At 67.1% G+C, this 18207-nt stretch carries 18 protein-coding genes; 14 read left to right on the top strand and 4 right to left on the bottom strand.

The features are described from left to right. Positions 1–179: 179 nt before the first annotated feature. The gene (locus Q0480_RS16325; protein WP_299134526.1) at positions 180–812 is read left to right on the top strand and encodes a tyrosine-type recombinase/integrase; all 633 of its coding nucleotides are present in this window, start codon (positions 180–182) and stop codon (positions 810–812) included. Between the two features lie 384 nt (positions 813–1196). Here the strand turns inward: Q0480_RS16325 and Q0480_RS16320 are convergent, their stop codons facing one another. Both Q0480_RS16320 and Q0480_RS16315 read right to left on the bottom strand, forming a co-directional pair. Next, entirely contained in the window at positions 1197–2189 is a 993-nt protein-coding gene (locus Q0480_RS16320) for an IS481 family transposase (RefSeq protein WP_299134524.1), read from the bottom strand. Between the two features lie 171 nt (positions 2190–2360). Beyond that, positions 2361–3494 (bottom strand): IS3 family transposase, encoded by a 1134-nt coding sequence (locus tag Q0480_RS16315; protein WP_299134522.1) that lies wholly within the window; start codon positions 3492–3494, stop codon positions 2361–2363. Between the two features lie 310 nt (positions 3495–3804). Here Q0480_RS16315 and Q0480_RS16310 point away from each other — a divergent pair, with 310 nt between their 5' ends. From Q0480_RS16310 to Q0480_RS16295, 4 genes are all read left to right on the top strand, one after another. Further along, on the top strand, positions 3805–4668 hold the full coding sequence (locus tag Q0480_RS16310) for an SMP-30/gluconolactonase/LRE family protein (RefSeq protein WP_299134520.1): 864 nt from the start codon (positions 3805–3807) through the stop codon (positions 4666–4668). Between the two features lie 42 nt (positions 4669–4710). Beyond that, entirely contained in the window at positions 4711–4878 is a 168-nt protein-coding gene (locus Q0480_RS16305; RefSeq protein ID WP_299134519.1) for a hypothetical protein, read from the top strand. 151 nt (positions 4879–5029) lie between these two features. After that, positions 5030–5377 (top strand): plastocyanin/azurin family copper-binding protein, encoded by a 348-nt coding sequence (locus Q0480_RS16300; protein ID WP_299134517.1) that lies wholly within the window; start codon positions 5030–5032, stop codon positions 5375–5377. Further along, a complete protein-coding gene (locus Q0480_RS16295; protein ID WP_299134516.1) occupies positions 5374–6186 on the top strand; it encodes a methyltransferase domain-containing protein in 813 nt (270 codons plus the stop codon). Before Q0480_RS16300 ends, Q0480_RS16295 begins: the two co-directional genes overlap by 4 nt. 243 nt (positions 6187–6429) lie before the next feature. Here the strand turns inward: Q0480_RS16295 and Q0480_RS16290 are convergent, their stop codons facing one another. After that, positions 6430–7314 (bottom strand): MurR/RpiR family transcriptional regulator, encoded by an 885-nt coding sequence (locus Q0480_RS16290; protein ID WP_299134515.1) that lies wholly within the window; start codon positions 7312–7314, stop codon positions 6430–6432. A 199-nt stretch (positions 7315–7513) separates the two neighbouring features. Between Q0480_RS16290 and Q0480_RS16285 the strand changes: the two genes are divergently transcribed. Genes Q0480_RS16285 through Q0480_RS16275 form a run of 3 tightly spaced genes read left to right on the top strand, consistent with a single transcriptional unit; the run spans position 7514 to position 10455 of the window. Further along, the gene (locus tag Q0480_RS16285; RefSeq protein ID WP_299134514.1) at positions 7514–8020 is read left to right on the top strand and encodes a TRAP transporter small permease subunit; all 507 of its coding nucleotides are present in this window, start codon (positions 7514–7516) and stop codon (positions 8018–8020) included. Beyond that, positions 8020–9360, top strand: coding sequence for a TRAP transporter large permease subunit (locus Q0480_RS16280; protein WP_299134512.1), 1341 nt, complete (start codon positions 8020–8022; stop codon positions 9358–9360). The genes Q0480_RS16285 and Q0480_RS16280 overlap by 1 nt, the downstream gene beginning before the upstream one ends. Positions 9361–9411: 51 nt before the next feature. Beyond that, a complete protein-coding gene (locus Q0480_RS16275) occupies positions 9412–10455 on the top strand; it encodes a TRAP transporter substrate-binding protein (RefSeq protein WP_299134510.1) in 1044 nt (347 codons plus the stop codon). A 107-nt stretch (positions 10456–10562) separates the two neighbouring features. Here Q0480_RS16275 and Q0480_RS16270 read toward each other — a convergent pair whose 3' ends face one another. Next, complete coding sequence (locus Q0480_RS16270; protein ID WP_299134509.1) at positions 10563–10847, bottom strand: acetone carboxylase subunit gamma; 285 nt, start codon at positions 10845–10847, stop codon at positions 10563–10565. Between the two features lie 127 nt (positions 10848–10974). Between Q0480_RS16270 and Q0480_RS16265 the strand changes: the two genes are divergently transcribed. From Q0480_RS16265 to Q0480_RS16240, 6 genes are all read left to right on the top strand, one after another. Next, positions 10975–11982: a helix-turn-helix transcriptional regulator gene (locus Q0480_RS16265; protein ID WP_299134508.1), complete on the top strand. Its 1008-nt coding sequence runs from the start codon at positions 10975–10977 to the stop codon at positions 11980–11982. Between the two features lie 103 nt (positions 11983–12085). Further along, the gene (locus tag Q0480_RS16260; RefSeq protein ID WP_299134507.1) at positions 12086–13279 is read left to right on the top strand and encodes a serine hydrolase; all 1194 of its coding nucleotides are present in this window, start codon (positions 12086–12088) and stop codon (positions 13277–13279) included. A 429-nt stretch (positions 13280–13708) separates the two neighbouring features. After that, a complete protein-coding gene (locus Q0480_RS16255) occupies positions 13709–14851 on the top strand; it encodes a dipeptidase (protein WP_299134505.1) in 1143 nt (380 codons plus the stop codon). Continuing rightward, entirely contained in the window at positions 14848–16485 is a 1638-nt protein-coding gene (locus Q0480_RS16250) for an ABC transporter substrate-binding protein (RefSeq protein WP_299134504.1), read from the top strand. The genes Q0480_RS16255 and Q0480_RS16250 overlap by 4 nt, the downstream gene beginning before the upstream one ends. Positions 16486–16494: 9 nt before the next feature. Continuing rightward, on the top strand, positions 16495–17565 hold the full coding sequence (locus Q0480_RS16245) for an ABC transporter permease (RefSeq protein WP_299134503.1): 1071 nt from the start codon (positions 16495–16497) through the stop codon (positions 17563–17565). Beyond that, on the top strand, positions 17562–18207 hold a 646-nt coding region (locus Q0480_RS16240; protein WP_299134502.1), incomplete at its 3' end, for an ABC transporter permease. The genes Q0480_RS16245 and Q0480_RS16240, both read left to right, overlap by 4 nt.

Genomic DNA, 18207 nt, shown 5'->3' with positions numbered 1-18207 from the left:
GTGACGAGCCGTCACACGCAGGAACGACTGCTGTTGCGCCGTGCTGCTGTGCCGCCGCGGCGGACCGAACGTCTACTCCCCGCCCGACGTGCAGGCGGACCGTGGCAAGAACTGATGCTAATATTGACGGCGTCGGCTCGACCGAAGACAGGGTGGGCGGAGGGATAGGAGGTCTCGCGATGTCCACCGAACATCTTCCCGCCCTGCGCCCGTCACGCGTCGTCTGGAACAAGGGCCGTATCGTCGGCCAGAAGCGTTCGCTGCAGCCGAAGCACGTCTGGTCGATCCGGGTACGTCTCGAGATGGCCGACAATGCGCGTGACCTCGCGCTCTTCAACATGGCGATCGACAGCAAGCTGCGCGGGTGCGACCTCGTCCGCTTGAAGGTGAGGGACGTGTTCGCCGCGGGGCGGGTGCGAGAGCGCACCTCGATCACTCAGCGCAAGACGGGGCAGCCGGTGCGGTTCGAGATCACCGAGCCGACACGTCAATCTCTTGAACGCTGGATCGCCAAACTCGAGATGCTTGGCGCCGACTTCCTCTGGCCGAGTCGCTTCCGAGATAGCCCGCACCTGTCGACGCGGCAGTACGCCCGGATCCTGCGCGGCTGGGTGACGTCCATCGGTCTGGACCCGAGTTCTTATGGCACCCATTCAATGCGCCGTACGAAGGTGGCGCAGATCTACAAGAAGACCGGCAACCTGCGCGCGGTTCAGCTGCTGCTGGGCCACACCAAGATGGACAGCACGGTCCGCTATCTCGGCGTCGAGCTTGATGATGCCCTGACGATATCCGAGGCGATCGACCTCTGAGCCTGTTCCGGCCGGCTCCGCGAGCCGGTCGGCCCTAACCGGCCGTTCGCCATCCGGTGCCTTCGCCCCGCCGGATCGCCGGAGCAGTCGTTCACGATCGGACCTGCTCAAGCCGCGAGCCAGGCTCAGTGGGGGCTTGGGCACGCGCTGGGGGAGCGGATCAGGATGACCGGGTCGGTCCGCCCCGAGGCGAGACGGTTGCCGAGCAGCGAGAGATTCTCTCGCGTCCAAGTTGCAGCGGAACGTGAGGTGAAGATGACTCCTCGCGACGCGGCCGCCGAAGATGGGTAGGTGACGCTGCTGGTCTCGGTCTTGGTCCAACTAAGGGTTGCCGCCGTTGAGGGTGAGGACGCCGATGGGGAGTGCAGCCTGCCCGCCGAGCAGCTAGATGTTTAGTCCCGGCATTTGATGGATCGGATCGAGCTTGAAATGCTCTGACTCCGAAATCCAGCATTTGCAGATGAACTCGTAGGGCGTGAGGCCTTTGAGGGTCTTCAATCGCCGAGCGAAATTATAGGCGGCGACGAAGTCGACGAGGTGCTGTCGAAGCTGATCGTGGCTGTCGTAGTGGAAGCGCTTGACGGTGGCGTCCTTGATCGTCCGGTTCATGCGCTCGACCTGGCCGTTCGTCCACGGGTGTCGGGGTTTCGTCAGCCGATGCTCGATGTCGAGGTCGGCGCAGGCGTATTCGAAGGCGTGAGCCCGGAAGAACGTGTTCTCGGCCCGCAGGGCCTTGATCTCTTCGGGCGTCCAGGCGGCGCCCTTGGGATCCGTGAAATGCGTGCCGTTGTCGGTCAGGACCGTATGAATCTTGTAGGGAACGGCGGCGGCGAGCGCCCTGAGGAAGTTCCCCGCGACGCGGCGGGTCGCTTTCTCACGCAGCTCGACGAAGGCGAACTTCGACGTCCGATCGATGGCGACCAGGAGGTAGAGCCTGCCTTCGTTGGTATGGACCTCGGCGATGTCGATGTGGAAGTAGCCGATCGGGTAGGCTTTGAACTTCTTCCTGGCAGGCTTGTCGCCCTCGACATCCGGCAAACGCGAGATGCCGTGGCGCCGCAGGCAGCGATGCAAGGACGATCGCGTCAGATGCGGGATCGATGGCTGCAAGGCGTACAGGCAGTCATCGAGCGGCAGTAGCGTGTGCCGCCGGAAGGCGACGATGACGGCTTCCTCCTCGACCGACAGGACCGTGGACTTCGGTTCGCTTGGCCCGGTCGGCAGATCCGCGACCGAGGCCCTCTTCTTCCACTTCGCCACGGTCTTCGGGTTGATCCCGTACTGCCTGGCCAGCGCCCTCAGGCTTTCTTGACTATGCTGTATCGCTCGACGGACTGCCGCGGTCGTCGTGGCGCAGCCGTGGTGAACCTGGCCCATAGCGCATCCTTCCATTCAGGCGAAAAGATTGCACCACCAAAGCCTGGGATCAAACATCTAGAGTCCACACATCCTAGCCGACGAACGGCGGCAGGCTCCCCAGGTGTTCATCGACAGAGGTGGTCCCCATTTCGCGGACAGTTTCGCGGCGTTGCTAAGCTTGCCCTTTGATCATGCCGCCGCTTTGAGGCCGAGGCCCTCGTGGGCCTCGACCGGTGTTTTTCCCCCGAGCGCCGAGTGCGGGCGTTCGGTGTTGTAAAAGGCGATCCACCCGCCGATCCCGGCCCGGGCCTCCGACCCGGTCTCGAAGGCGTTCAGATAGACGCACTCATATTTCAGAGACCGCCACAGGCGCTCGACCATGACATTGTCGATCCAGCGCCCGCGCCCGTCCATGGAGATCTTCACCCGCGCGTCCAGCAGGATGTCGGTGAAGCGCGGGCTGGTGAACTGGCTGCCCTGGTCGGTCTTGAAGATCTCCGGGCGGCCGTGTCGCGCCATGGCGTCCTCGAGGGCCTCGATACAGAACTCCACCTCCAGGGTGTTCGACAGCCGCCAGGACAGCACCCGCCGCGTCGCCCAGTCCATGATCGCGACGAGGTAGAGAAACCCGCGCCGCATCGGGATGTAGCTGATGTCGGCGCACCAGACCTGGTTGGGCCGGCCGATCGCCATGCCCCGGAGCAGGTAGGGCCAGACCTTGTGCTCCGGGTGGGGCACGGAGGTCCGCGGGCGCTGGTAGACGGCACGGAGCCCCATCTTCGCCATCAGCCGGCGAACCCGCTTGCGCCCGACGCAGTGCCCCTGGTTGCGCAGATGGCGGGCCATCTGGCGGCCGCCGTAGAACGGCGTCTCGAGGAATTGCGCGTCGATCAGACGCATCAGCGTCAGGTTCAGCGCGCCTTCGCCCTGTCTCGGCCCGTACCATGTCGACCGGTTGATCCCGACCAGGGCGCACTGCCGCGCGACCGGCGGCGAGGGATGCCCTGGCTCGATCATCTCTCGCCTCCGGGACACGCTCATCGGCCGGAGGCTCGCGCTAAAAAAATCCCGCTCCACCAGGAGCTGCCCGATCTTCGCGCGCAGCTTCTCGATCTCGCCCTCCTTCTCGGCCGCCTGAACCTCGGCTTTCCCCGAGAACACCCCGGCCATTCCTTCGATGGCCTGTCGCTTCCACGTGCTGATCACTGTCTGGTGCACGCCGTGCCTGACCACCAGTTCGGCGATCGTCGCCTCGCCCCGAATGGCCTCGAGCGCCACCTTCGCCTTGAACTCGGCGCTGTATTTCTTCCGTTTGCCAACCACGCTGTCCGTCCTCATCCTCGTTGCCGGCAAGCTTAGCCCAGCGTCCGGATTTCAGGGACCACCTCTAACCGCTGTCGTGAACGTCCTGGTCGCGGGCGGCATCGGAAGGACGTTCCCAAAGGCTGCCGGGGGATCAAACATCTGGGTATCCACTCCCGGAGCACGGTTGTGCCGTCGATCGATTCGAGCAATCTTCGGCGCGGCGACGCTTGCCGCGCCGCGTTCTTTTCCTCGGACCGCCCGGCCGCGTGGGTCGAGACACAAGTCCGCGCGATCAGCTATGTCGGGCCAAAGTCAGGGGGAAACGGTGATGGCGGTATTCGACGAACGGCGCTGCGAACTCGGCGAGGGCGTGCTCTGGCATCCCGGGCGGGAACAGCTCTTCTGGTTCGACATCCTCGATGGGGCGCTGCTCAGCCGGCGGGGCGAGGCGGCGCTTCGCTGGGATTTCGGCGAATGCGTTTCGGCGGCGGGATGGCTCGACCAGGATCGCTTGCTGATCGCCGCCGAATCCGGCCTCTGGCGCTTCGACGTCGAGAGCGGCGCGCGCGAGCGGGTGGCGGAGTTTCCCACCGGAGACGGACCGGCGACGCGCTCGAACGACGGCCGGGCCGACCCCTGGGGCGGCTTCTGGATCGGCACCATGGGCAAGAACGCCGAACAGGCCGCCGGGGCCATCTGGCGCCTCTGGCGCGGAGAGCTGCGCCGCGTCCGCGGTGGCGTCTCGATCCCGAATGCGATCTGCTTCGACGCCGCGCGCGAGCTCGCCTATTTCACCGACACCAGGGTCGGCATCATCTGGGCGCAGCCCCTCGATCCGGCGACCGGATGGCCGGCGGGCGAGGCGCGGGTCTTCCTCGACCTGCGTGAGGAAGGGCTCCGTCCCGATGGGGCGGTGATCGACGCCGAGGGGCGGCTGTGGAACGCGCAATGGGGCTCCGGGCGGGTCGCCTGCTACGGGCCGGACGGTGTCTGTCTCGGCGCCGAGCGGTTCAACGCCGCGCGGACCAGCTGCCCCGCGTTCGGCGGCCCGATGCTCGACACCCTCTATGTTACCACGGCGCAGGAGGGAATGGACGTCGCCGCCCGCGCGGCCGAACCCGCGGCCGGCATGACCTTCGGCCGCCCCCTCGCCGCCCGCGGTCGTCCGGAGCCGGCGGTGATCCTCGGCTGAGAGGGGCCGGAGCCGCGAAGGAGACCGTTCCCGGCGAGCGACATGCGGACCGACGGCGGCGGTGACGGCCTGCTGGAAGGCGCGCGCCCGCGCCAGCGAGCCCTCGCCGCGCAGCCCGGCCGCGACCACCGGATCACCGGCCGGGCCGATGTCCGAAAGCCCGTCACGCCGCGCGAAGTGCTGCCCGCGACCCTTCGGCCGAAGTGCTGACCCCGGCGCGCCTGGCCGCGGTCTTCCGTGCCGACGCCCGGGCGCTGACCGACGGTTCGCGCCTTTTCCCGCTTTCACGGCCTTGAGGAGTAGCCGATGAACTCCGCCGCGCTTGCCCTGACGCCGCGGGCCGAAACGCATGAGGCGCGGGATGCATGATCGCAGCGACAACGGCCCGATGATCTGCGAACCGTCGTTGCCGCGGGTCGCGCCGGGCGATAGGGTGCGCTTCGTGCCGACCCAGCCCGGCCACAATACCGCGACCATCGATGGCATGATCCCCGAGGGGGCCGAGCCGTTCAAGTCGAAGATCAACGAGGATTTCAGCGTGGATCTGACCGTTCCCGGCATCGGCGGCATCAAGCGCGGCCCGCATGTCGCCATGGGCATGGTGATGCTGATCGAGATGGGCGACGCGCCCGCGCCCGTTCCGCCCGAAGACCCGCCCACCAGGGCCCGGGAACGGTTCGGGGCGACCCTCGCCGCGAATTCACCATGACAGCGAACCACGATCTGGCCGAGGATATCCGCGAGTACTGGTCGCGGCGTTCGGAAACCTTCGACCTCGCCTTCGGCCATCACATTGCACCGGGGCCGGAGGCCGTGGCCTGGGCCGAGCCGATGCGGCACCTTGGTCCGGCCCCGCTCAAGGTGCTGGAACTGGCCTGCGGCACCGGCGAGGTGACGCGGCTGGTCCACGACCTCGGCCACGACGTCACTGCGCTGGACTTCGCCGAGCCGATGCTGGCGGTGGCCCGCGCCAAGCACTCCGGCAAGCCGCGGCTGCGTTTCCTCCATGCCGATGCGCAGCGCACGATGGAACCGGACGCCAGCTACGACGCCATCCTCTGCCGCCATCTGGTCTGGACCCTGACCGAGCCGGAGGTGGCCTTCGCCGACTGGTTCCGCGTCCTGCGCCCGGGCGGCCGGCTGCTGGTCTATGACGGCGACTGGACCAGGCCCGCGCCTTCCGGTCGACTTGCGGCCTGGATTCTCGCCCGGTGGGATCGGCTTGCCCCCGACCCTTGTCATGATGGCGCCATGAGCGAGCGCCATGTCGACATCATGCGACGACTGCCGGCCTCCGACGGCCTGACCTTCCGGCGCCTCGCCCCGCTGCTGGAAGCCGCGGGCTTCGCCGCCATTCACGAGTTGTCCCACGACCCCATCGCCCGGGCGCAGCGTGCAACCCAAGGGCTGCGCAACCGGCTGCGAACCCAAGTCTACCGCCGCTTCATCCTGATTGCCGAGAAACCCGCCCGAACGGAGTTGCCAAGACGCTTCGCCCGATCCTCGCCGTCCTGCTGACCATCGGGCACCGCGGCCGCGCCCTGACTTTCGACGGCCCGCCCGTGAAGGTGGTCTCGCCGGGTCAGGCGTGTGTGGATGCCCCCGTCTGGCAGGCATGATCTTCGGTCTTTCGGCGGAGTCTTCGATCGGACGTGTGTCGGGCCTCCGAGAGCCCGACCCGAAAAGGGTCGAGCTCCAAGATATCGTGTTGGATCAAGACTCCAGAGTGGACGAGCCGGCTCCGCCGGATCGGCTTCCACTCTAGCCTTTCCCGCCCACCTTCGGCGCGCGGAACACCCTGATGCGGGCGAAAAGGTCCTCCAGCCGGCTCAGCCGCGCCTGGACCTGGTCGGCCAGCAATCCCTGCACCTGCGCCAGCAGCGCCTCGATCACCACCAGAATCGAGGCGGTGGAATCCCAGGCCGCCGGCACCTCGACCGCGCAGGCCAGCACATGGCGGGCGTGTCCCGCGGCGGGCGACATCCAGCGGTCGGTGATCAGGACCACCTCGGCGCCCTGCTCGGCGGCGAGTTCGGCGAAATGCACCGCGTTGGCCTCGTATCGGCGGATGTCGAAGATCACCGCGACATCCCCCGCCCGCAGATCGAGAAGCGCCTGCTGCCAGTCGGTCAGCACATCGGCGAGGAAGCTGACATCGGCCCGGATCACCCGCAGGAGGGTGGCGAAGTAGTCGCCGTGGGCATGGGTCAGCCGCCCGCCCATCACCGTGACCCGCCGCGACGTGTCGGCCAGAAGCGCCGCGGCCGCCAGGAATTCGCGCGGAGGGATCTGGGTGATGGTCGCATGGATGTTGGTCACCACCCGCGCGGCGAACCCCTGCAACGGGTGTTCGGTCTCACGCGGGCCCGCGGGCAGGGTCAGCGGCGCGGTCAGAAGCCGCGCCACCTCGGCGCGCAATACCGTCCGGTATTCAGTATAGCCGCGGAACCCCAGTTTCCGCACCAGCCGCACCACCGTGGGCGACGACACCTCGGCCGCCCGCGCCAGCGCCGTGATCGAACCCAGCGCCGACATCGGGAAATGCGACAGGATGTGCGAGGCCGCCTGCCGCTCGGCCCGCGTCAGGTCCGGCAGCGCGACGCGCATGCGGTCCTCGATCGTCGGCTTCGGGTCGGCCTGGTCCATCGCGGCTGCTCCTTTCACCCGACAGATCCTTTCATCAGACAGAAACAAATGTAACAGAGATTCGCCAACTGAAATATTCTTGACAGAAACGGCACCGCGCGAAACGCTGGAAGATAAATCAGGGAGTCGACTCGATCATGACCCGCCAATCCGCGGCATCCCCCGCCGCGCCTGCCTTCCCGTACCGGAGCGACGGTTGATGCCACGCGCGGCGGTTCTTTTCGTCCGCGTCGTCGAGGCGGTGAACTACCGCGTCGGCCGGATGGCAATGTATCTGCTGTTCGTCCTCGCCGGCGTCCTCTTGTGGTCGATCATCGCCAAGGCCTTCGGCCACCCGCCGCTGTGGACGCAGGAGATGGCGCAGTTCACCATGGTCAGCTACTTCATGCTGGGTGGCGCGTATTCGCTGCAACTTGGCGCCAACGTCCGGATGGACCTGCTCTATGGCCGCTGGTCGCCGCGCCGTCAGGCGGCGGTCGATTCCATCACGGTCTTCGCCATGATCTTTTTCCTCGGCGTGGTTCTCTATGGCGGCGTCGACAGCACGATCTACGCCTTCGAGATCGGCGAACGTTCGCGCACCGTCTGGCGACCCTATCTCGCGCCGATCAAGATCATCATCTGCTTTGGCACCTTCCTGATGATCCTGCAGTCCATCGCCTACCTGATCCGCGACATAGCGCGGCTGCGCGAAGAAAAGATCTGATGCCGAACGAGTATATTGCGATCGTCATGTTCGGCGGCATGCTGATCATGCTGCTGACCGGACAGCGGGTCTTCGCGGTGATCGGCTTCGTCGGCGCGCTTTCCGGGCTGCTGCTCTGGGGCACCGGCGGATCGGCCATCCCCTTCACCAGCGCCATAAAGCTGATGAACTGGTATCCGATGCTGACCCTGCCGATGTTCGTCTGGATGGGTTACATCATGTCGGAAACCCGCATGGCCGACGACCTGTACCGGATGTTCCACGTGTGGTTCGGGCCCGTGCCGGGCGGCCTTGCCATCGGCACGATCTTCCTCATGGTGCTGATCTCGGCGATGAACGGGCTTTCGGTCGCGGGGCTTGCCATCGGCGCCACCATCGCCCTGCCTGAGATGCTGAAGCGCGGCTACGATAAGGTGATGATCACCGGGGTGATCCAGGGCGGCTCGTCGCTGGGCATTCTTATTCCGCCCTCGGTGGTGCTGGTGCTGTACGCCATGATCGCCCGGCAGCCGGTGGGGCAGCTCTGGCTGGCGGGGGTGTTCCCGGGCCTGCTGATGGCCGGGGTGTTTCTGGTCTACATCGTGATCCGCTGCGCGCGAAATCCCGCGCTTGGCCCGCCGCTGACGCCCGAGGAGCGCATTGCCGGGCAGGCGGAGAAATACCGGCTCCTGCGCGCTGGCATCCTGCCCTTCTTCATCTTCGCCGCGATGATGGGCCCCTTCATCTACGGCTGGGCCAGCCTGGTGGAATCCTCGGTCATCGGCGCGACCATCGCCACGCTGGTGGCGGTGGTGCGGGGGCGCCTGGACAAACAGGTCTTCGAGGCCTGCATGGTGCAGACCCTTGGCGTCAGCTGCATGTTCATGTGGATCATCCTGGCCGCTCTTGCCTTCGGCGCGATCTTCGACGGCCTCGGCGCGGTCGCCGCCATCGAGGATCTGTTCCTGCGGGACATGGGCATGTCGCCCTGGACGATCCTGATCCTGATGCAGGTGTCGTTCCTGATCATGGGCATGTTCCTTGACGACACGGCGATGCTGGTGATCGTGGCGCCGCTCTACATCCCGCTGGTGGCGAAACTGGACCTCGGCATGGCGCCGGCCGATGCGCTGATCTGGTATGGCGTTCTCTACACCATCACCTGCCAGATCGCCTATATCACGCCGCCCTTCGGCTACAACCTGTTCTTGATGCGGGCGATGGCACCGGATCACGTGTCGCTCGCCGACATCTATCGCTCGATCGTGCCCATCGTGGGGCTGATGCTGGTGACGCTGGTGATCGTGATGATCTTCCCGGAGATCGCGCTCTGGCTGCCGCATCAGGTCTACGGCCAATAGTCAACGCGAGGGGCGGCCGAACCGCTCCCGTCCATCCCAATGGAGGTTAACATGACGACGACCAGACGGAAATTCCTGAGCCATGGCGCGCTCGCCGCCGGAACGGCCGCGCTCGCCGCCCCCGCCGTGCGCGCGCAATCCACGCCGATCAAGTGGCGGATGCAGACCTATGCCGGAGCCGCGCTCGGCGAACATGTCTGCAAGCCTGCCATCGAACAGTTCAACAAGATCGCGGCCGGTCAGATGGAGATCGAGCTCTACTATTCCGACCAGCTGGTGCCGACATCGGAACTGTTCCGCGCCATGCAGACGGGCACCATCGACGCCGTGCAGTCGGACGACGATTCGATGCAGTCACCCACCGAGGTGACAGTGTTCGGCGGCTACTTCCCGCTGGCGCTGCGCTACTCGCTGGACGTGCCGGTGCTGTTCAATCAGTACGGGCTGGATGCGATCTGGAAAGAGGAATACGCCAAGGTCGGCGTCCAGCACATCTCGGCCGGCGCCTGGGATCCTTGCCATTTCGCCACCAAGGATCCGATCAACAGCCTGGCCGACCTGCGGGGCAAGCGCATCTTCACCTTCCCGACCGCGGGCCGCTTCCTGACGCAGTTCGGGGTGGTGCCGATGCAGTTGCCCTGGGAGGACATCCAGGTCGCGCTCCAGACCGGCGAGCTTGACGGCATCGCCTGGTCGGGGATCACCGAGGATTACACCGTCGGCTGGGCGGATGTGACCAAGTATTTCCTGACCAACAACATCTCGGGCGCCTGGATCGGCCATTTCTTCGCCAACCAGGACCGCTGGAACGAAGTGCCCGATCACCTGAAGGCGTTGATGCAGGTCTGCTTCGAGCAGTCCCACTACTATCGCCAGTGGTGGTACTGGGGTGGCGAGGCCGATTTGCGGGTGAACGGTCCCAAGCTGCGACTGACCTCGATTCCCGATGCCGAATGGGCCACGGTCGAGGCGGCCGCCGCCACCTTCTGGGACGAGATCGCCGCCGAGTCCGAGGTGAAGGCCCGTGTGGTCGAGGTCATCAAGAAGTACAACGACGTGATGTCCAAGGCGGGACGGCCTTACCGCTACGGTTGAAGCTTGAAGAAAGGCCCTCCTGGTGCCCGGCCTGCCCGCGTTCGGTGGTCCGGTTCAAGTCTGATGCATGGTCGGCTTCGCGGCCATGGTTGAGGGCGGCGCGGTCCTCACGAGTCCGCTGGAGGAACACTTCCCGCCTTCCCTGGAGTTCGGCGCCCCAGGGGACTGGGGCGCCGCGTCCCGGACGGTCGCCGCGCCCAGGCGCGGGCCGGGATATCCTCGTCGAGCCCGTCGCCGCGCAAGATATCGATGTCCGGCTCGAAGTCGTGGAGCACCGGATACCAGGGCGTCGGCGCCTCCAAGCCGAGGAGGTCACCCGAAGCGGGCGGAAATATCCGCGGATTCCTGTCACCCGCCGCCGCGCTTCGGGAAGACTTCACCGTCTTTCTCATGATGCTCCATCCTTGTATCTTCGGAAGCGGGCGCGCCGGCAACCGCGGACGGGATCGAAAGTCGCCGTGAGTGTCCGTGGGAAGTGCTACGCTCGTTGTACTAACCTTGCCTGGGGAGGAGGGTTCGGTGCTGGAGGACGCTTTGCTGACCGGACCCGGAGGGCGGCCGTCGCCTTTCGATGCGCGCGCGCGCTCATCGGACTGGGACGAAGTTCAGGCCTTCTGCCGCGAAGTCTACATGCCATACCGTGTGCGGCCGGTGCTGCGCCTGTCCCGACCGGACGCGACAATGATCTCCGCGCGGGCGGGCGATGTCACTTTCAGCCGGTTCTCCTATGGTGTTCCGATCCACCTCGACCGTTTTGACCCGGACGCCGGCAATATCCTCGTCCTGAACACTCTGCGCGGGGCACTGCGTCATCAGTACCGGCACGGGGACATAGCGACCAGGGCGGGGGAGAGCTTTGTCGTCGATTGCTCCCGCACCGAATACTGGCTGGAAGGCGACGCCGATCACATGCAGCTCAATCTGACGATCCCGCACCAGACCATGGAAAGGATCGCGGAACGCTGGTTCGGCTTCGTGCCCGACGATGCGCTGTGGACCAGCCGCGTGCATTTCGGCGGCGACGGTTCGCGTTGGCAGATCCTGCTCGACTATGTGACCCGGACAATGGCCGCGGACCTGCCCTTGCCCACCGATGGCAACCTCGGCCGCCATCTCGAAGAGATGATCTGCCTCGACTTGCTGCGCGAATGGGCGGCGGGCGCGGGTTATCGCCTGGACCATGGTGGCCGCTCGGCAGCGCCCTGGTATGTGCGCCAGGCCGAGGAGATCCTCGCCGCCGAGGCGCGGGACGCGCCGACGATCGGCGAGGTCGCATCCCGCATCGGCATTGCCGCCAGGACGCTGTCGGATGGCTTCCGCCGCTTCCGGGGAACCTCGCCGCGTGAATGGCTCGCCGCGCACAGGCTGGACGGCTTCCGCCGGGACCTGGAAACCGCGCCGGCCGGCACCGGTGTCGCCCGGATCGCGGCCTCATGGGGCTATGTCAATTTCGGGGCGCTGGCCGGGGCCTACCGGCGCCGCTTCGGCGAGACGCCCTCCGCGACACGCCAGCGCGCGCACCGCTGAACTTTGGTTCCGGTCAGGGACAATTCCTGCCGATCCGGGACAGAATGACGGGTGCCCATCGGTCATCCTTCGATCCGAGCAAGCACGACAAGGGGAGGATACGATGAGCAATCTCAAGACCACATGCGACGCCCTTCTGGCAGGTATCACCGGCGGCGGCCCGCGTGTGCCGGGCGTTGTTGCCATGGCGACCGACCGCGAGGGCGACATCTACTCGGGGGCGGCGGGAGACCGGGCCCTTGGCGATGGCGCGATGTCCGAGGATACGGTCTTCGCCATCTTCTCGACCACCAAGGCCATCGCCGGCACCGCGGCGTTGCAATGTGTCGAGGAAGGGCTGCTTGATCTCGACGCACCGGCCAGCCGCTACGCGCCCGCCATCGGCAAGCTTCAGGTGATCGACGGATTCGACGACGCGGGCCAGCCGCGCCTGCGCGCGCCGAAGCGCGACATCACCACCCGCATGCTGATGCTGCATACGGGCGGCTTCGGCTATGATTTCTTCAACGAGACCTACAAGCGGCTTGCCGAGGGGCACGGCCAGCCCTCTGTCGTATCGGCCCGCCGCGCCGCGATCGAGACGCCGCTGCTGTTCGATCCGGGCGACCGCTGGGAATACGGCACCAATATCGACTGGGTCGGTCAGGTCGTGGAAGGCATCCGCGGCAAACGGCTGGGCGCGGTGATGCGCGAACGCATCTTCGATCCGCTGGAGATGGAGGAGATCGCCTTCACCCGCACAGCGGCGATGAAGGCCCGCACCGCCACGATCCATGCGCGGGGCGCCGACGGATCGCTGACGCCGCTGGCCGATTTCGCGCTTCCCGACGACCCCGAAATCGACATGGGCGGCCACGGACTTTATGGCACCGTGCCGGAATACATGAAGTTCATCCGCATGTGGCTGAACGACGGCGCCGGCCGCGGCGGGCGCGTGCTGAAGGCGGAGACGGTCGACTGGGCGGTCAAGGGCGCGCTGGTGCCGCCACAGAAGGTGACCATGCTGCCCGGTGTCATCCCCAGCCTGTCCAACGATGCCGAGTTCTTTCCCGGCCTGAAGAAGAACTGGTCCTATACCTTCATGGTCAATGACGAGACGGCGCCGACCGGCCGGCCAGCGGGAGCAATCGGCTGGGCGGGACTGGCCAACAGCTTCTACTGGATCGACCGGCGGAACGGGATCGGCGGCTATTGGGCCACCCAGATCCTGCCCTTCGCCGATCCGGTCTCCTTCACGGGCTACATGGATTTCGAGACGGCGGTCTATCGGGAAGCCGTCGCGGCGCGCGCCGGCTGAAGCCTGCCATGGGCGGGCGTCGGCCGTCACCTTCGCCGACCGGCCGCCATTCGAGGCCGAGGCCGTGGTGCTGGCGACCGGGAACGCCGCCGGACGCAGGTCTCGACAACCGACCTCCGGCGCAAGATCGTCCTTGCCCGCCTGGACGACCCGCTGCGCATCGCCCGGCTCGCGTCCCCGCGCACCCTCGTCGCGTCCGGCGAGCCTCGGCGGGCTCCGCCTCAACTTCGGCCATGGCATGCCGGGATGGACGCTGCGCCGAGCGGCTGGTCGCGGCAATCCGCGCCGACGCCCAGGCACCGCGTTCGCGCTTGCGAAGAACGTCCCGGGAAACCAAAGATGATGTCCGAGAATCAAAAGTCATCAGCACGAACGGCTTGCATGGTTCCTTCAGGGGCAGCGGCCCACGGCGGGAAGAGGTCAAGCGGGATGGATGAGTCGGGCGAGCTTGCGGGGAGCGCGGCGACCCCGCCCGTCGAACCGGTGTTCGACGGGCACAACGACGTTCTGCTGCGGCTCTGGCTCGGGGAAAAGCGCGGGGTCGATCCCGTGGCGGCCTTCCTGGACGGGGAAAGCGAAGGCCACATCGACCTGCCCCGGGCGCGGGCGGGTGGCCTTGCCGGCGGCCTCTGCGCCGTCTTCGTCCCCTCGGTCGGCCGCTTCGCGCTGGCGACGCCGGGGGCGGACGGCGCCTACAGCACCCCGATGTCCGGGACGGTCGACCTCGCGACCGCCGCCGCGGCGAGCGCCGAGATCGTTGACATCGCGCTGCGGCTCGACCGCGCCGGCGGCTGGACGCTCTGCCGCTCCACGGGCGAGATCCGCGCGGCGATGGCGGCGGGGCGCTTCGCCGCCGTGCTGCACGTCGAGGGCGCCGAGGCGATCGGCCCGGACCTCGGGGAGCTCGGGCGCCTCTACGCCCTCGGCCTGCGCTCGCTCGGTCCGGTATGGAGCCGGCCGAACGCCTTCGGCTTCGGCGTGCCTTTCGCTTGGCCCGCGTCGCCGGACTGCGGGCCGGGGCTGACCGACCTCGGGCGCGATCTGGTGCGCGAATGCAACCGGCTCGGGATCGCGCTCGACCTCGCGCATATCACCGAGGCGGGCTTCCGGGACGTGGCGGCGATCAGCGACGCGCCGCTCATCGTCAGCCACTCGAACGCCCACGCCCTGACCGCGGTCGCGCGCAACCTGACCGACCGGCAGATGGACGCCGTGCGCGACACGGGGGGCATCGTCGGGCTGAACTTCGCCTGCACCATGCTCCGCCCCGACGGACAGGACAACGCGGCGACCCCGCTCGCGGACGCCGTGCGCCACATCGACCACATGGTGGCGCGGATGGGGATCGCTCACGTCGCGATCGGTTCGGACTTCGACGGCGCCGTCATCCCCGAAGCGATCGGCGACGCGGCCGGAACACAGGCTCTGGTGGCGGCCCTGCGCGGCGCCGGCTACCATGAGGACGACCTTCGGCTCATCTGCCGTGACAACTGGCTGCGCGTCCTGGGCACCTCCTGGCGCGAGAACGACGACCAAGCCCAACTCAACACCCTCAGCGTGGAACCGACATGACGCACCTGACCAGACGTTCGCTTCTGAAGCTCACCGCGGGAACCTGCGCCGCCGCCCTGATCGCGGGGGCCCCGGCCCTGGCCGCGACGCCGGCCGACACGCTGGTCGCCGCCTTCGCCATCGACGACATCATCAGCCTCGACCCGGGCGAGGCCTTCGAGCTGAGCACCGCGGAGGTTACCTCGAACACCTACAGCCTGCTGGTGCGCCTCGACCTCGCCGACACGTCGAATGTCTCGCCCGACCTCGCCGAAAGCTGGACGGTCTCGGACGACGGCAAGACCTTCACCTTCAAGCTGAAGCCGGGCGTCGTCTTTGCCTCCGGCAACCCGCTCACGGCCAGCGACGTCGCCTGGTCCTTCGAGCGGGCGGTCAAGCTCGACAAGAGCCCCGCCTTCCTGCTGACCCAGCTCGGCCTCTCGGGCGACAATGTCACCGAGACGGCGAAGGCCGCGGACGACCATACCTTCGTCCTGACGGTGGACCAGCCCTATGCGCCGAGCTTCGTTCTGAACGTGCTCTCCTCCACCGTCGGCTCGGTGGTCGACAGCGTGCTCGTCAAGGAGAAGGCGAAGGCGGTGACGCCGAGCGCCGAGTACAAGTACGACACCGACTTCGGCAACGACTTCCTGAAGACCGCCTCCGCCGGCTCCGGTTCCTTCACCACCAAGGTGTGGAAGGCGAACGAGGCCGTGGTGCTGGAGCGCAACGACACGTATTTCGGCGAGAAGGCCAAGCTCGCCCGGGTGATCTACCGCCACATCAAGGAGAGCGCCGGCCAGCGGCTCGCCCTCGAGGCGGGCGACATCGACGTCGCGCGCAACCTCGATCCGGGCGACATCGAGGCGGTCGCGAAGAACCCCGCGCTCAAGACCGACAGCGCCGGCAAGGGCACCGTCTACTATATCAGCCTCAATCAGAAGAACCCGAACCTCGCGAAGCCCGAGGTGCGCGAGGCGATGAAATACCTCGTCGATTACGACGCCATCGGCAAGACGCTCATCAAGGGCGTCGGCGAGATCCACCAGACCTTCCTGCCCAGCGGCCAGCTCGGCGCGCTCGACGACAGGCCCTTCAAGCTCGACATCGCGAAGGCGAAGGAGCTGCTCGCCGCCGCCGGGCTCGAGGGCGGCTTCACCGTCACCATGGACGTTCGCAACACCCAGCCGGTGACCGGGATCGCCGAGAGCTTCCAGCAGACCGCGGGACAGGCCGGCATCAAGGTCGAGATCATCCCCGGCGACGGCAAGCAGACGCTGACGAAATACCGCGCCCGCAACCACGACATCTACATCGGCCAGTGGGGATCGGACTACTGGGATCCGAACTCGAACGCGCAGACCTTCTCCTCGAACCCGGACAATTCCGACGACGCCGCCTCCAAGACCCTCGCCTGGCGGAATGCCTGGGAGGTGCCGGCACTCAACGAGCAGACCGCCGCGGCGCTGCTCGAGAAGGATCCCGAGAAGCGCGCCGCGATGTACGGGGCCCTGCAGAAGGCGGTGCTGGAGGACGGCCCCTTCATCATCATCTTCCAGCAGGTCGAGGTCGCGGGCGTGTCGGGCAAGGTCGACGGCTTCAAGCTCGGCCCGACCTTCGACACGAACTTCCTCGCCCCCATCTCCAAGACCTGAGGAGGAACGATGGCGATCAGCGCAACCACGGACGGGTCCCGTCACCCCCTCGGCTACCGGATCCGGAAAGGCCTCTACGGGTTCCTCAGTTTCCTCCTGGTCGTCATCACCACCTGCCTCGGTCTTCTTGCCGTCACCTTCTTCATCGGGCGGGTCGTTCCCATCGACCCGGTCCTCGCCGTCCTCGGCGACCGGGCGCCGGCCTCGGCCATCGCCCGGGTGCGGGCGGAGATGGGGCTCGACCTGCCGCTCTGGCAGCAGTTCGCGATCTACGTCCGGCAGGTCCTTTCGGGCGACCTCGGCACCTCGATCCTGACCACGAACCCCGTGCTCGACGACATCCGGCACGTCTTTCCCGCGACGCTCGAGCTCGCGACCTTCGGCACGATCATCGGCACCAGCCTCGGCATCCCGCTCGGGGTGCTCGCGGCGGTGAAGCGCAACTCGCTGACCGACCAAGTGGTGCGGCTCATCGGCCTCGCGGGCTATTCGATCCCGATCTTCTGGCTGGCACTGCTCGGGCTCCTGCTCTTCTACGCCCGGCTCGGCTGGGTCGCCTATCCCGGCCGCATCGACGTGGTCTACGAATACACCTTCACCCCGATCACCGGGCTCCTTCTGGTCGACGCGATCATCCAGCGCCAGTGGGACATCGCCTGGGACGTCTTCCGCCACATCGTCCTGCCCGGCACCCTCCTCGGCTATTTCTCCCTCGCCTACATCAGCCGGATGACCCGGTCCTTCATGCTGAACGAACTCGGGCAGGAATATGTCGTCGCCGCGCGCGCCAAGGGCCTCACCGAGCAGCGGATCATCTGGGGCCATGCGCTGAGGAACGCCGCGGTGCCGCTCGTGACGGTGATCGCCCTCTCCTATGCCTCGCTCCTCGAAGGTTCGGTGCTGACCGAGACCGTCTTCGCCTGGCCGGGACTCGGCTCCTACATCACCAACTCGCTCCAGAACGCCGACATGAACGCGGTGCTCGGCGGCACGCTGGTGATCGGCGCCGTCTTCATCGCACTGAACCTCGTCTCCGACCTGCTTTACCGCACCCTTGACCCGAGGACGCGCACCCGATGACCGCGAGCAACGCAACCCCCGGACGCCGCGCCTGGCTCCTGACCGACCGGCCCGAATCCCGCTTCCAGGCGCGCCTCGGCAACGCCTACGCCACCTGGCTGCGCTTCTCCGAGAACCGGCTGGCGCTGATCGGCCTCGCGATCATCCTGGGCCTGGTCGTGGTCGCGGCCCTCGCCCCCGCTCTCGCGCCCGATTCGCCGGTCGTGGGCGACCTCGCCAACGCGCGGCTTCTGCCGCCGGGCTCCCCGGGGCATCTCCTCGGGACCGACGATCTCGGGCGGGACATCCTCTCGCGCCTCATCTACGGCTCGCGGATCACGCTCGCGGTGGTGCTTCTCGTCGCGGTCATCGCAGCGCCGGTCGGGCTCCTCGTCGGGACCGTCGCGGGTTACGCCGGCGGCTGGGTCGACGCGGTGCTGATGCGGATCACCGACATCTTCCTCGCGCTGCCGAAGCTCGTGCTGGCGCTCGCCTTCGTCGCGGCCCTCGGGCCGGGGATCGAGAACGCCATCCTCGCCATCGCCGTCACCTCCTGGCCGCCCTATGCCCGCATAGCCCGGGCCGAGACGCTCGGCGTGCGCAACTCCGACTATATCGCCGCGGTGCGCCTGATGGGGGCCTCGCCGGGGCGCATCGTCGTCC

It is taken from the genome of uncultured Amaricoccus sp. (assembly GCF_937891315.1).
GTDB lineage: Bacteria > Pseudomonadota > Alphaproteobacteria > Rhodobacterales > Rhodobacteraceae > Amaricoccus.
This window is presented reverse-complemented; position numbering and strand designations above follow the sequence as displayed.

Excerpts from the sequence above, each read along its gene's own strand:
- Q0480_RS16320 (WP_299134524.1), bottom strand. The coding sequence starts at position 2,189 with ATGGGCCAGGTTCACCACGGCTGCGCCACGACGACCGCGGCAGTCCGT.
- Q0480_RS16305 (WP_299134519.1), top strand. The coding sequence starts at position 4,711 with ATGCGGACCGACGGCGGCGGTGACGGCCTGCTGGAAGGCGCGCGCCCG.
- Q0480_RS16270 (WP_299134509.1), bottom strand. The coding sequence starts at position 10,847 with ATGAGAAAGACGGTGAAGTCTTCCCGAAGCGCGGCGGCGGGTGACAGG.
- Q0480_RS16280 (WP_299134512.1), top strand. The coding sequence starts at position 8,020 with ATGCCGAACGAGTATATTGCGATCGTCATGTTCGGCGGCATGCTGATC.
- Q0480_RS16245 (WP_299134503.1), top strand. The coding sequence starts at position 16,495 with ATGGCGATCAGCGCAACCACGGACGGGTCCCGTCACCCCCTCGGCTAC.
- Q0480_RS16250 (WP_299134504.1), top strand. The coding sequence starts at position 14,848 with ATGACGCACCTGACCAGACGTTCGCTTCTGAAGCTCACCGCGGGAACC.
- Q0480_RS16310 (WP_299134520.1), top strand. The coding sequence starts at position 3,805 with ATGGCGGTATTCGACGAACGGCGCTGCGAACTCGGCGAGGGCGTGCTC.
- Q0480_RS16285 (WP_299134514.1), top strand. The coding sequence starts at position 7,514 with ATGCCACGCGCGGCGGTTCTTTTCGTCCGCGTCGTCGAGGCGGTGAAC.
- Q0480_RS16260 (WP_299134507.1), top strand. The coding sequence starts at position 12,086 with ATGAGCAATCTCAAGACCACATGCGACGCCCTTCTGGCAGGTATCACC.
- Q0480_RS16275 (WP_299134510.1), top strand. The coding sequence starts at position 9,412 with ATGACGACGACCAGACGGAAATTCCTGAGCCATGGCGCGCTCGCCGCC.
- Q0480_RS16325 (WP_299134526.1), top strand. The coding sequence starts at position 180 with ATGTCCACCGAACATCTTCCCGCCCTGCGCCCGTCACGCGTCGTCTGG.
- Q0480_RS16255 (WP_299134505.1), top strand. The coding sequence starts at position 13,709 with ATGGATGAGTCGGGCGAGCTTGCGGGGAGCGCGGCGACCCCGCCCGTC.
- Q0480_RS16295 (WP_299134516.1), top strand. The coding sequence starts at position 5,374 with ATGACAGCGAACCACGATCTGGCCGAGGATATCCGCGAGTACTGGTCG.
- Q0480_RS16300 (WP_299134517.1), top strand. The coding sequence starts at position 5,030 with ATGCATGATCGCAGCGACAACGGCCCGATGATCTGCGAACCGTCGTTG.
- Q0480_RS16290 (WP_299134515.1), bottom strand. The coding sequence starts at position 7,314 with ATGGACCAGGCCGACCCGAAGCCGACGATCGAGGACCGCATGCGCGTC.